Annotated in this window: 11 protein-coding genes; 7 read left to right on the top strand and 4 right to left on the bottom strand. The window is 68.9% G+C overall.

Annotation, left to right across the window (positions count from 1 at the left end):
- Positions 1-35 precede the first annotated feature (35 nt).
- On the bottom strand, positions 36-1,328 hold the full coding sequence (locus Q8S38_RS19945; protein WP_305682091.1) for an ABA4-like family protein: 1,293 nt from the start codon (positions 1,326-1,328) through the stop codon (positions 36-38).
- A 73-nt stretch (positions 1,329-1,401) separates the two neighbouring features.
- Here Q8S38_RS19945 and Q8S38_RS19940 point away from each other — a divergent pair, with 73 nt between their 5' ends.
- The 7 genes from Q8S38_RS19940 (at position 1,402) to Q8S38_RS19910 (ending at position 10,127) form a co-directional block, all read left to right on the top strand.
- Positions 1,402-2,097, top strand: a complete 696-nt coding sequence (locus Q8S38_RS19940) for a TetR/AcrR family transcriptional regulator (RefSeq protein WP_305682090.1) — start codon at positions 1,402-1,404, stop codon at positions 2,095-2,097.
- Positions 2,098-2,106: 9 nt separating this feature from the next.
- Entirely contained in the window at positions 2,107-2,634 is a 528-nt protein-coding gene (locus tag Q8S38_RS19935) for a SixA phosphatase family protein (protein ID WP_305682089.1), read from the top strand.
- A gap of 13 nt (positions 2,635-2,647) precedes the next feature.
- The gene (locus Q8S38_RS19930) at positions 2,648-4,093 is read left to right on the top strand and encodes a YcjX family GTP-binding protein (RefSeq protein ID WP_371125926.1); all 1,446 of its coding nucleotides are present in this window, start codon (positions 2,648-2,650) and stop codon (positions 4,091-4,093) included.
- On the top strand, positions 4,090-5,106 hold the full coding sequence (locus Q8S38_RS19925; RefSeq protein ID WP_305682088.1) for a YcjF family protein: 1,017 nt from the start codon (positions 4,090-4,092) through the stop codon (positions 5,104-5,106). The genes Q8S38_RS19930 and Q8S38_RS19925 overlap by 4 nt, the downstream gene beginning before the upstream one ends.
- Positions 5,107-5,295: 189 nt before the next feature.
- Positions 5,296-6,672: a flagellar hook protein FlgE gene (locus Q8S38_RS19920; RefSeq protein ID WP_305682087.1), complete on the top strand. Its 1,377-nt coding sequence runs from the start codon at positions 5,296-5,298 to the stop codon at positions 6,670-6,672.
- Between the two features lie 61 nt (positions 6,673-6,733).
- A complete protein-coding gene (flgK, locus tag Q8S38_RS19915) occupies positions 6,734-8,602 on the top strand; it encodes a flagellar hook-associated protein FlgK (protein WP_305682086.1) in 1,869 nt (622 codons plus the stop codon).
- A gap of 7 nt (positions 8,603-8,609) precedes the next feature.
- A complete protein-coding gene (locus Q8S38_RS19910) occupies positions 8,610-10,127 on the top strand; it encodes a flagellin (protein ID WP_305682085.1) in 1,518 nt (505 codons plus the stop codon).
- A gap of 89 nt (positions 10,128-10,216) precedes the next feature.
- Here Q8S38_RS19910 and flaF read toward each other — a convergent pair whose 3' ends face one another.
- Genes flaF through Q8S38_RS19895 form a run of 3 tightly spaced genes read right to left on the bottom strand, consistent with a single transcriptional unit; the run spans position 10,217 to position 12,361 of the window.
- Positions 10,217-10,588: a flagellar biosynthesis regulator FlaF gene (gene flaF, locus Q8S38_RS19905; RefSeq protein ID WP_305682084.1), complete on the bottom strand. Its 372-nt coding sequence runs from the start codon at positions 10,586-10,588 to the stop codon at positions 10,217-10,219.
- Positions 10,572-10,964 carry a flagellar biosynthesis repressor FlbT gene (gene flbT / locus Q8S38_RS19900; protein ID WP_305682083.1) on the bottom strand — a complete coding sequence of 131 codons (393 nt, stop codon included), beginning with the start codon at positions 10,962-10,964 and terminating at the stop codon, positions 10,572-10,574. Before flbT ends, flaF begins: the two co-directional genes overlap by 17 nt.
- Before the next feature lie 53 nt (positions 10,965-11,017).
- Positions 11,018-12,361 (bottom strand): flagellin N-terminal helical domain-containing protein, encoded by a 1,344-nt coding sequence (locus Q8S38_RS19895; RefSeq protein ID WP_305682082.1) that lies wholly within the window; start codon positions 12,359-12,361, stop codon positions 11,018-11,020.
- Positions 12,362-12,538: the final 177 nt, after the last annotated feature.

The raw sequence follows: 12,538 nt of genomic DNA, 5'->3' as shown, positions 1-12,538 counted from the left end.
CGGGCCTGGGGCCGTCGCAGGCTCAACAGCTGGGGTCAGGCCCAGCCCAGAAGGGGGCGTCCGCCCAGCGCGGCGACCAGCGCCGCCAGCGTGACTGCCGCATAGACCGTCGTGAAGGCCGCGACGGCGAGCACGCCGGGTCGCGTCGCTGACGTCAGCCGCCAGACCAAAAGCCCGAAGAGCGGCACGAACTGCAATGCGTGCAGGCCGAGGAAATGCGGCAGGCGCAGATCGCCGATTTCGAGCGACCAGCCGAGGAAGGGAACCGTGGCGTGGTCCGGCGGCACGGCCCCGACATAGTGCCCGCTTGGGCTGCCGCCCATGGCGAAGCCGCTGACGATGCCGAGCACCGCCGTCAGGGCCTGTCCGCCGACCAGCGACCAGCGCAGCACCGCTGGCATCGCCACCGCGTCGCGGCGGGCCAGCCCATAGGCCAGCACGGCGGGCGCCGCCGTGAACATCACCGCGCCGACCGCCATCAGGCTGTAGAGCGCGGCCCCGAGCGCGCTGTCGGTGTTGTAATGCGAGGCCTCCACCCGCGAGGCGCGCCAGGCGATGTAGAGCACCTCGCCGATCAGCGGGACGATCACCGGCCAGATCAGGTAGCGCCCGGCCAGGCTGGCGCGAAAGCGCTCGCCCGCGAGCGGCACGAACAGCGCCAGCGTCAGCAGGAACAGCGCCGCCGAGAGCGCGAATTTGAGTGGCTTGATCCAGGTGCTGACGCCCTGGAACAGGCGCGGGTCGAGCGCCCAGGTCAGGGCCAGCGGCAGCGCCAGGAGGAGCATGGCGAAGGCCGCGGCGGCCAGGCGCGGCTCGATTTCGAGCGCCCGCAGCCAGGCCGGCAGGCGCGCCTGGAGCCGCGCGATCCGGTCCTCGCGGGCGCTGCGGATGCTCGCCTCCAGCCAGAGATAGGCGAGGTAGCCGAGCGGGCCGAACAGGAAGGTCAGCAGCAGGACCGGCACGATCAGGCCATGCGCGATGGCCTGCTCCTGCGAGCGCCGCAGCACCCAGGCCCCGACGAGGAGGTCGAAGGCGAGGTAGTGGACCCAGCCGGCCAGCAGCAGGGGACGCGAGCCGAAGAGCGCGGCGACCTGATCGAGCGAGCCGAAGCCGCCGCTGGCGCCGTGCCAATGCATGATGATGAGGACGACATAGCCGAGCGACAGGATGGCGGGGATGACGAGACCCGCCAGCCGGACGGAAACCCCGCGCCAGCGCGGCAGCAGGATCAGGCTCGCCCAGCCCCCCATCGCCAGCGCGCCGGCTGCGGAGAAGGCTGCGTCGAGGTCGAGCGGGCCCATCACCATCCCCCATCTATACAGTGTCAAGTTGTTCCTCGGGCGTAAGGCGCTATCTTGATGTTGTCAAGATGAGCGGCTGCGGCCGAGGGAGACCGACGGCATGGCGGAGAAGCGGGGGGCGGGGCGCGATGGCTATCACCATGGCGATCTGCGCCAGGCGATGATCGACGCGGCCGAGGCCGTGCTCGCCGAGCGGGGCGTCGGCGGCTTCACGCTGCGCGAATGCGCGCGGCGGGCCGGGGTGTCGGCCGCGGCGCCGGCGCATCATTTCGGCAATCTCGCCGGGCTCCTGACGGCTGTCGCGACGCTCGGCTTCGACGATCTCTCCGATGCGATGGACGCAGCCGCGGCGCGGGCGAGCGCTGCGGGCGGCTGCAGGCTCGCGGCGATCTGCCGGGCCTATTTGGAGACCGCGCTTGCCCGGCCGGGTCGTTTCCGCGTCGTGTTCGGGCGCCGGGAGCTCGACAAGGAGGATCCCGAGATGCAACGCGCCGGCGGGCGGGCCTTCGGCATCCTCGTCGCGGAGACGCGCGCCCATCGCGCCGGGCTGGCCGCGCCGCCGCCGGGCGTGGTGTCGTCCGAGACGGCGCGTTCGCCCGATTTCGCCGAGATTCTGTTCGTCTGGTCGGTGACGCATGGCTTCACGACGCTGTTCATCGACGGCCAGTTCGACTTTCTCGTCGATGACAGCGAGCGCGCGTCCATGGTCTCGCTGTTTGCGGACCGCTTGATGACGCTTCTGGTCGCCGCGCTGCCGCCGACGACGCGGCTCGCAAATCCGGAACACGATGGTTAGATGGGGACCATGCGACGATTGATCCTGCTGCGCCACGCGAAATCGAACTGGCCCGAAGGGGTTGCCGACCCCGAGCGGCCGCTCGCCATACGGGGCCGCGAAGCCGCGCCGGTGATGGGGCGCTATCTCGCCGACGAATTGCTGCTGCCCGACCTCGTGCTCGTCTCGCCGGCCCGGCGGACGCAGGAGACCTGGCAGCTGGTGGCCCCGATGCTGCCTGAAAAGCCCTCGGTCCAGACCGAGCCGCGAATCTACGAGGCGCAGATGAAGCGCCTGCTCTCCGTTGTGCAGGAGACCGCGCCGGAGGTGAAGACGCTGCTGATGATCGGCCACAATCCCGGTTTCGAGGAGCTGGCGGCGCTGCTGACGGGCCATGGCGATCGCTATGCCGCGGCGCGCCTGAGCCAGAAATACCCGACCTGCGGGCTTGCGGTGCTCGATTTCGCGGTCGAGGACTGGCGCGATGTCGCCGCACGCGGCGGCCGGCTCGACCGCTTCGTCACGCCCGCTTCGCTCGGCGAAGGGCCCGACGAGTGAGCCCGTCCGCATCGTGAGCGAGGGCTCCTATCTCGACGGCGCGCGCAATGCCGCGCTCGCCTTTGGCGACAGCCTGCTCGGTATGGGGCGGCAGCGGCTGCGGCTCGGCGTCACCGGCCTGTCGCGCTCGGGCAAGACCGTCTTCACCACGGCGCTGATCCAGAACCTGATCGAAGGCGCCAAGCTGCCCGTGCTGAAGGCGGCCTCCGAGGGGCGCATCACCCGCGTGCGCCTCGTGCCCCAGCCCGACCCGGAGATTCCGCGCTTTCCCTATGAGGCGCACCGCGCCTCGCTCAACGGGCCGGAACGGCGCTGGCCGGAATCGACGCGACGCATCTCGGAACTGCGCGTCGAGATCGATTACGAGCGCGCCTCCGGCTGGTTCAAGGGGCCCGCCACGCTGACGCTCGACATCGTCGATTATCCCGGCGAGTGGCTGCTCGACCTCGCCCTGATCGGTCAGGACTACAAGAGCTGGTCGCGCCAGGCGGTGGGCGATGCGCGCAAGGCGCATCGCCGCGCGGCGGCGGCGGCCTGGCTCGCCGACCTCCCGGCGCGCGATCCGTCCGGCGCGCCCGACGAGATGGCGGCGGAGGCTGCGAGCGACCTGTTCAAGGCCTATCTGGCGCGGCTGCGGGCCGATCCCGAGGCCGTGGCGGTGACGCCGCCGGGGCGATTCCTGATGCCGGGCGATCTCGAGGGCTCGCCGGCCCTGACGTTCGCGCCGCTCGATCTCGGTGCCGACACGGAGCCTCAAGCCGGCACGCTCGCCGGGCTGATGGCGGAGCGCTTCGAGGCCTACAAGCGCGTGGTCGTGGCGCCGTTCTTTCGCGACCATTTCGCCCGGCTCGACCGGCAGATCGTGCTGGTCGACGTGCTCGCCGCGCTCGATGCCGGCGCGCCCGCGCTCGCGGATCTGGAGACGGCGCTCGGCCAGGCGCTGGCGGCCTTCCAGGTCGGGCGCAACTCCTGGCTGTCGAGCCTGTTCGCGCCGCGGATCGAGCGCGTGCTCTTCGCCGCGACCAAGGCCGACCATGTCCACCACACCAGCCATGACCGGCTGGCGGCGGTGATGGGCCATCTCGTCGCCCGGGCCGCTTCGCGGGCGCAAGGCGCGGGCGCACGGGTCGAGTCGATGGCGCTGTCGGCGGTGCGGGCGACGCGCGAGGTCCGCATCAAGCAGGGCCGCGACGAGCTCCCGGCGATCGCCGGCGTGCCGGAGGCGGGAGAGACGATCGACGACGAGGTCTTCGACGGCCTGAGTGAGGCTGCGATCTTCCCGGGCGAGCTGCCCGAGCGCCCCGAGGCGGTGTTCGATCCGGCAGCAAAATGGCAGATCCGGGCGCCGCGCTTCCGGCCGCCGCTCGTCGCCGCCGATGCCGGAGGGCGCCTGCGTCCGCCGCCGCAGATCCGGCTCGACCGCGCGCTCGAATTCCTGATCGGAGACAGGCTGGCATGAGCAAGGCTCCGCGCGCGGTGCGGCTCGATCCGGCGAGCCCAGACCTGGCGATCGATGCGGCCGCCCGCAGGGGCGACGTCGCGATCCTTCCCGAGAGCGAACCGATCGACGTCGCCGAGCCCGCCGCCGTGCCGGTGGCGAAGCGGCGCTGGTCCTGGGGCGGGCTGTTCGTGGCCGGGCTGTCGGGCTTCCTGACGCTGGCGGCCGGCGTCTGGGCGCAGCGCACCATCGCCTCGTTGATGAATCAGAGCCCGGTGCTGGGCTATGCGGCGTTGGCCTGTGCGGCGCTGGCAGCGCTCGCGCTCGCCGTCATGCTCGGGCGCGTGATCCGCGACATCCTGCGCGAGCGCAAGGTCGAGGGCTTGCGCCTGCGCGCGACGGCGGCGCTGTCCGAGGCGAGCCTGAGCGAGGCGCAGGCCGTCGCCGCCGAACTCGCCGCGCTCTACGCGTCGCGGGCGGAGACGGCCAGGGGGCGCGCCGAACTCGCCGACAGCCTGCCGCAGCTCTTTGCAGCGCGCGACGTTCTGACCGTGGCCGAGCGCAGCCTGATGGCGCCGCTCGACGCGCTGGCGCAGGCGCAGATCGCGCAGGCGGCGCGGCGCGTCTCGCTCGTCACGGCGGTGAGCCCGCGCGCGCTGATCGACATCGTCTTCGTGCTGGTGGCCTGCGCCCGGCTGCTGCGGACCATCGCCGGCATCTATGCCGGGCGCCCCGGCACGCTGGGGCTGATCCGGCTGGCGCGGCAGGTGCTCGGCCACCTCGTCGTCACCGGCGGCATCGCGGCCGGGGACGCGGTGATCCAGCAGGTGGTGGGGCAGGGGCTGGCCGCGCGGCTTTCGGCCAAGCTCGGCGAGGGCGTGCTGAACGGGCTCCTGACGGCACGCATCGGGCTGTCGGCGCTGGCGGTGTGCCGGCCGCTGCCCTTCGTGGAAGCGGCGCCGCCGAGCCTCGGCGACGTCGCGGGCGACCTGACCTCGTGGCGTGGCGCTCCGGAGCCGGGCGGCTCGGCCTGAACGACGCCCGCTCCCGGCAGTTTCTGCCGGGCAGGGCCGATTCTGCCCGGCTGGAAACGGACAGAAACGGTTCGCAAACCATGCAACTCCCTGAAATCTAACACTGCATGCCCTGGCATGTGGCGTGCAGTGTTGGCCTCGACAGTAAAGGTCGCCCCCTCGGAGGGCGCCAGTTGAGGTGAGGGTTTCATGGGTGTCTTCAGCGCGTTGACGACAGCGGTTTCGGGGATGCAGGCGCAGTCCTATGCGCTGGAAAACATCTCCGGCAACATCGCCAACTCCCGGACCGCGGGGTTCAAGCGTGTCGATACGACCTTCTCCGACCTCGTCCCGGACTCGGCGCTGAACCGCCAGCTCTCGGGCTCGGTTGCGGCTTACAGCCAGGCGACGAATTCGATCCAGGGCGACCTGACAGCGACGCGCATCGACACCAACGCGGCGATCAACGGCGACGGCTTCTTCGTCGTCGATCAGCGCCAGAGCGGGCTCGGCACCAACACACAGTTCTCCAACAGCAATCTCTACACGCGCCGCGGCGATTTCGACTTCGACGCCAACGGCTATCTCGTCAATGGCGCCGGCTACTACCTCAAGGGCCTGAAGATCGACAATGTGACGGGTCAGCTCATCGGGACCCAACCCGAGGTGCTGCGGATCACCAAGGAGCAGTTCCCGGCCAAGGCGACGACGTCGATCGAATACCGCGCCAACATCCCCGCCGTTCCCGGCACGACGACGGCCTCGAACGGTGGCAGCTATTTTCTCGACGCCACGAGTGTCACCGTCGCTGCGCCCAATGACGTGGTGCAGGGCGCCAACATCACGAACTTCCTGTCCAGCACCATCCCGGGCGGCTCCGTGACCGTCTATGACGAGCTCGGCCGGGCCACCAGCGTCGAGCTGCGCTGGGGCAAGGTCGACGACGGCAATCCGGCGGCGGTTCCGCCGACCTCGGGCACCTGGAACCTGTTCGTGGCCCAGGATACCGGCGCCACCGGCACGGCGACGGCCTATGTGAAGGCCGCCTCGCCGGTCACCTTCGGCACGACCGGGCAGCTGGTCTCGCCCGCAGGCGGCAACATCACGCTGCCGACGATGACGATCTCGGGCACCACGATCACCGGCATCAACGTGACCACGGGCGGCAACGGCGTCACCCAGAACGGCGACGTCAGCGGCCAGATCGACGCCCGTTCGATCCGGCAGGACGGCTACACCGCCGGCACGCTGGACCGCACCTCGGTCTCCGCGGACGGACAGGTCATCGGCACCTTCAGCAACGGCCAGGTCGTGGCGCTGGCGCAGCTCTCGGTCGCCCGCTTCAACGCCGACAACGCGCTCAAGCGGCTCGATGGCGGCGCCTTCGAGGAGACGATCGAGTCCGGCCCGCCGATCATCGGGCTGGGCACCTCCCAGCTCATCGGCGGCAATATCGAGCAGTCGAACACCGACATCGCCGACGAGTTCTCGAAGATGATCGTGACCCAGCAGGCCTACTCGGCCAACACCAAGGTCATCACCACGGCGCAGGAAATGCTGCGCGACGTCTTCAGCATCATCCGCTGAGGTCTTCGAGACGGGTTAAGGCGCGGTCCAGAAGGGCCGCCGGGCATGACAGGAGCTGGCCATGGGTCTCAGCACGTCCCTCAACACCGCCATTACGGGGCTGAACGCCACGCAGATCGGCATGGGCGTCGTCGCGCAGAACGTCGCCAATGCGGGGACGGCGGGCTATGTCCGCCGTACCGTCACGACCTCCGACAGCCTGGCCGGAACCGTCGTCGGCACGCAGAGCACGCAGGTCCAGCGCCTGCTCGACAAGATCGTCCAGCACCAGCTCTGGCAGGATTCGGCCGGCGCCGCCTACACCTCGACGCGCGCCGACACGATGTCGCGGGTCGACAGCCTGTATGGCGCGCCGGGCAGCACGACGGCGCTCGACACCATCTATAACGGCTTCACCGGCGCGCTTCAGGCGCTCCAGAACGACCCGTCCTCCTACAGCCTGCGCACGGCGGTGCTGGATTCGGCGGGGCTGCTCGCGAACCGGCTGAACAGTCTGTCGGACGGCGTGCAGGCCTTGCGCGCGGAAGCCGAGAGCAAGCTCGCCAGCGGCGTCACGCAGGTCAATAACCTGCTCGGCGCGCTGACCAATGTGAACGCCCGGATCGTCGGCACGCCCAACGATCCGGCGACCGCCAATCTCAAGGATCAGCGCGACCTGATCCTGTCGGATCTCTCGCAATATCTCGACATCAGGACGAGCGAGGACGCGCGCGGCTCGATCAGCATCACCACCGGCTCGGGCGCGCAGATCTTCGACGGCCGGCCCGCCGTCACCTTCAGCTTCGACGCGCATCCCGGCCTCGGCGCCGACGACCAGTGGAGCAGCGACCCGGCGCAGCGCGGCGTCGGCACCATCACGATGACCGCCACCTCCGGCGGCGCGACGGATGCGATCGCCAACAAGATCTTCCGCTCCGGCGAGATCGCCGCTCTTCTGGAGCTGCGCGACACGACGCTGGTCCAGGCGCAGGGCCAGCTCGACGAGATCGCCGCGCAGATGGCCAGCGCGCTGTCGGACCGCCAGATCGCGGGCACGCCCGTCACCGCCGGCGCCGCCACCGGCTTCGATGTCGACCTTGCGGGGCTGCAGTCGGGCAACAAGGTCACGCTGGATTACGCGGTGACGCCGGGCGGCGCGCTGCAGCGCTTCACCTTCGTGCGGGTCGAATCGGGCGCCTCCCTGCCGCTGCCGACCGCCGTCAGCGGCGACGCCAACAACCGCGTCGTCGGCATCGATTTTTCCGGCGGCCCGGCCTCCGTCGCGGCACAGATGCAGGCGGCGATCGGGACCGGCTTCACCGTTTCCAACGCCGGCTCGGTTCTGCGCATCGTCGATGACGGCGCCGCCGGCACGCGCGACGTCAGGGCTTTGACCTCGCGTCCGACGGCGACGTCGCTGTCTTCGGCCGGCGGCAGCGCCGAACTGCCCTTCTTCGTCGATGGCGCGGCGGGCAACGCCGTCTATACCGGTTCCTATGAGAACGGCTCGCAGGCGGCCGGCTTTGCCGGGCGCATCGTCGTCAATCCGGCGCTGATCGCCGACCGTTCGAAGCTCGTCGCCTTCGATACCAACACCGCGCAGGGCGACACGACCCGTCCGCAGCTGATGCTGGAGCGGCTGACGCAGACTCCCAGGAGCATCACCAACCGGCTCGGCCTCGACGGCGCCTCGGCGACGACGACGTCGACGGTGTCGGGGCTGGTGCAGCGCGTCGTCTCCTCGCAGGGCCAGGCGGTGGAAACCGCCAAGCGCCTCGACGAGGGCCAGCAGGTGGCGCTCGCGGCGATCCAGAGCCGCTTTCAGCAAACCGCGCAGGTCAGCGTCGACCAGGAGATGTCGATGCTGATCGAGTTGCAGACCGCCTATGCCGCCAACGCCCGCATCATCTCGACGGTCAAAGAGATGATGGACGTCCTGATGAGAGTGTGAGCGCGCCATGACCATCAGCTCCTACGGAACCGGCGCCTATCGCTCCGCCACACCCAACGGCTTCGTCACCAACCGGGCCGAGCTCACCGATCTCGAGCGCCAGCTCGCGACGAAGCAGAAGTCCGAAAGCTACGGCGATCTCGGCATGGACCGGCGCACCAGCCTGGACCTGAACGCCAAGGTCGCGACGCTGGATTCCTGGCTCGGCGGCATCGCGCTCGCCGACGTCAACATCAAGCTGTCGACGACGACGGTGGAGAATTTCGCCAAGCTGACCAGCGAAACCATCAACGACACCCGCTCCAACAGCTATGTGCCGAGCTCGACGGGGCGCTCCTCGCCGCAGGTGCTGGCGGAGGAGAAGTTCAAGCAGACGATCGACATGCTGAACACCGCGGTGAACGGGCGCTACCTGTTCTCCGGCAAGACCTCCGACACCCAGCCGACGCTGAACTACAACGAGATCATCGAGGGCGACGGCTCCGGGCGCGCCGGCCTGCGGCAGATGATCGACGAGCGCCGCCTTGCCGATCTCGGCACCACCGGCCTCGGCCGGCTGACCACGGGTGGGGCAGGGGCCGTCGCCACCATTGCCGATCAGGCGCCGGTCCACTCCTATGGCTTCAAGCTCTCCGGCGCCTCGAGCAGTTCGACGGCGTTGACGCCGACCTTCACGGCCGGCCCACCGGCCGACCTGTCGGTGACGGTGGCGAGCCAGCCGACACCGGGCGACACGCTGCGCATCACGCTCGATCTGCCCGACGGCACGCAGGAAGAGATCGTGCTGACGGCGCGCGCGCCGGGGTCCGACGGCGCAGCCGCCACGACCTATGAAATCGGGGCGGACGTCAACGCGACCGCCGCCAATCTGCGCGGCACGATCACGGCCGCCCTGACCAAGGAGGCGTCGACGTCTTTGTCGGCAGCCTCCTCCCAGATCGCGGCGAAGAATTTCTTCGCCGGCAGCCTCAGCAACCCGCCGCTGCGGGTGCCCGGCCCGCCCTATGACACGGCCACCGCCCCCCCTGCCGCCGGCACGCTGGCGAACACGGTGATCTGGTATCGCGGCGACGATGGCAGCGACCCCGCCCGCAGCACCGCGACCGTGCAGGTCGACAAGGGCCAGCTCGTGGGCACCGGCGCGCGGGCCAATGAGGAGGCTTTCCAGGTCGGCCTGGCGCAGTTCGCGGTGATGGCGATCGAGACGTTCGACGCCAACGACGCCAATTCCCAGGCGCGCTATGAATCGATGACGTCGCGGGTCAGCGAGAAGCTCGGCTTCGGCGGCGCCGTGCAGAAGCCGGCCGAGATCATCACCGAATTCGGCTCGGCGCAGACCTCGCTGGCGCGGGCCAAGGAGCGCCACGAGGGCACGAAGAACTATCTCACGACGACGCTGGCGGGGATCGAGAACATCACGACCGAAGAGGTCGCGGTGCAGATCCTGGCGCTCCAGACGCAGCTCCAGGCGAGCTACCAGACGACGGCGATCCTCTCCAAGCTGTCGCTGACGAACTATCTCTGACGCCGGCAGGCTTCAGCCGTTTCAACGCGAAAGGCCGTCACCCGGCGAGGGTGACGGCCTTTTTTCCATTCGCCGACGGCGTGTCCGCCTCAGCGGCCGCGCAAGCCGGCTGCGATGTCGCGGTTGATGCTGACGAGAACGCCGAGCGAGTCGGGGCGCGGCGCGGCAGCGATCTTGAAGGTCTGGTTGAAGATGAAATTCGCCAGGCCGAGAATGTTGGTCTTGATGCCGACCGGCAGAGGATTGTCCTCGGCGACCACGGCAGAGACCAGCAGCGTCCAGAGCTTGCGGTTGTAGCCGAGCGCATCCTCAAGATCGCGCTCTGCCAGCGTCCAGTCGTCGGCGATCGACTGGAGGCGGACGGCTGCCTTGAGCAGGAGCGAGGCTTCGAGTTCGCGGGGAGAAACGACCGCCTGAGAGGTGCGGGCGGCGGAGGCGTAAGCGTTAAACCCGTGTTGCATTCTCGATGAGTTCCGCTTCGTAAGCGATCAGCTTCTTGGCTGCCTTGAGAGCTTTGTAGAGATCGCTGCTTAAGATGCGGTTATTAATCTCATGAATATGCGGCAGGGAACTCGGCGCCGCCTGGACGAATTCGCGCACCAGCTCGAAATAGACCTCGTGCTGATGCATCGGGTCCTGGGCGAGATACATCAGCTGGATGGCGAGATAGATCTTCTTGGCCGGGCTGTCGGCGGTGGTGGGCGTGAGAATGTCCTTCTCGCGCAGGATCGGCGCATCGCCTTCGATGAAGAAGCGCGTGCGCTGCTCGTCGTTGCGGATCACCACCTGGCCGATGATGATGCGCTCGCGGGGCTTGAGTTCGACCTTGAGGGCCATGACGATCCTGCCTTCTGGCTGGAGAAGAGGGGGCTCTCGCCCCCCGGAAACGGTTAGCTGAACAGCCGCAGGACGCTCTGGTCCGCCTGCGAGGCGAGCGAGAGTGCGGTCTGCGAGAGCTGCTGGCGGGTGTTGAGGGCGAGCAGCTTGGCGCCTTCCTCGTTGGAGTCGGCCAGGACGAGGTTGTCGGCGCCGGTGGTCAGGGTGTTGACCATCTCCTTGGTGAAGTCCTGCCGGGTCTGGGCGACCGAGAGGTTGGAGCCCAGCGTCGAGGCCAGCGAGCGCAGCGAGGTCAGCGCGTTCGAGAGCGAGCCCGTCGCCTTGTCGAGGTCGAGGTCGTTCTGGAAGTTGAAGAAGCCGGCGAGTTGCGTGTTGACCGCCTGCGGGATGCCGAGGTTCTCGGCCGACAGGGTCGAGCCCTGAATGTCGAGCTTGGTCTGGTTGGTGCCGGTCTTCTCGTTGAAGGCGATCGAGAGCCGGTCGCCGGCCAGGAGATTGATGCCGTTGAAGCTCGAATCCTTGGCGAGCTGGTCGATCTGCGTGCGCAGGTCGTTGAACTGCTGGATCAGGTTGGAGCGCACCGCCGAGGTGACGCCCGACGAGGCGATGCCGGTGGTGCGGTCGGTGGCGTTGAGGCCGAAGGCGGCACTGTTGGCGCCCGTCGACGAAGCCGTGATGGCGGCAGGGCCCGCCGCGCCGGCGCCGATGCCGACGCCGAGCGTCTCGGAGCCGATGCCCTTGACGTTGAGCAGGCCCTTCTCGTCGACGAAGGCGGTCGCGACGCCCGAGGCGTTGATCGCGTTGACGACGTCGCGGACCGTGGTGTTGACGGTGAGCGTGATGCCGATGTTCGTCGTCGTGGTTGGGGCGCCGACCGGGCCGGTGGTGATCTGGATGTTGAGGGCAGGGGTGGCGGTGACATCGATGCCGAGGTCGCCCGGCGCACCGGCGGTCGCGGGGGCCACCGTGGTGTCGGCGCTGCCGATGCGCTTGTCGAGCGCGATGTCCTTGAGGCTCTTGTTGGTCGCCTGGGTTTCGGCCGCGCTGGCCAGCGTCGCGCCGGTGCCGAGCACGGTGGGGCGGTTCTGGGCCGCGTCGGCCTGGGCCTGCTTGACCGTGGACTGCAGCGACTGGACCAGCTTGGTGATGCCGTCGATGCCCTTGGAGGCGGTCTGGATCGTCTGGATGCCGTTGGAGATGCCGTCGAGCAGACCGCCCAGCTGGCTGCCGCGGTCGTTCAGCGACAGGGCGGTGAAGTAGTTCACCGGGTTGTCGATGGCCGAATTGACCTTTCGGCCCGTCGCCAGGCGATTTTGCAGGACAGCCTGCTCGCTTGTCGTCTTCTGGAGCGTGAGCAGGTTGTTGCGCACGCCGCTGGTAAGGATCGTATTCGCCATCTTCGGTCCCCTGAAGCGCGATTCTGCGCTCGTGCGGTGATGGCTGATCATTCCTCGTTAAGGATAACAAACCGTTAATGCGCGGCAGGGCCCGTTCATGAACGCAAAAAAGCGGCGGAGCTTGCGCTCCGCCGCCTTGTCGTCTTCGGCCCACCTTCTGTGGGCTGGCCCGCTTCT

The organism is Allobosea sp., assembly GCF_030695125.1.
Lineage (GTDB): Bacteria > Pseudomonadota > Alphaproteobacteria > Rhizobiales > Beijerinckiaceae > Allobosea.
The sequence above is the reverse complement of the archived record's forward strand: the minus strand, read 5'-3'. Positions and strand labels throughout refer to the sequence as shown.

Coding starts and splice junctions, on each gene's coding strand:
- Q8S38_RS19940 (WP_305682090.1), top strand. CDS start 1,402: ATGGCGGAGAAGCGGGGGGCGGGGCGCGATGGCTATCACCATGGCGAT.
- Q8S38_RS19935 (WP_305682089.1), top strand. CDS start 2,107: ATGCGACGATTGATCCTGCTGCGCCACGCGAAATCGAACTGGCCCGAA.
- Q8S38_RS19925 (WP_305682088.1), top strand. CDS start 4,090: ATGAGCAAGGCTCCGCGCGCGGTGCGGCTCGATCCGGCGAGCCCAGAC.
- Q8S38_RS19920 (WP_305682087.1), top strand. CDS start 5,296: ATGGGTGTCTTCAGCGCGTTGACGACAGCGGTTTCGGGGATGCAGGCG.
- flgK (WP_305682086.1), top strand. CDS start 6,734: ATGGGTCTCAGCACGTCCCTCAACACCGCCATTACGGGGCTGAACGCC.
- Q8S38_RS19910 (WP_305682085.1), top strand. CDS start 8,610: ATGACCATCAGCTCCTACGGAACCGGCGCCTATCGCTCCGCCACACCC.
- flaF (WP_305682084.1), bottom strand. CDS start 10,588: ATGCAACACGGGTTTAACGCTTACGCCTCCGCCGCCCGCACCTCTCAG.
- flbT (WP_305682083.1), bottom strand. CDS start 10,964: ATGGCCCTCAAGGTCGAACTCAAGCCCCGCGAGCGCATCATCATCGGC.
- Q8S38_RS19895 (WP_305682082.1), bottom strand. CDS start 12,361: ATGGCGAATACGATCCTTACCAGCGGCGTGCGCAACAACCTGCTCACG.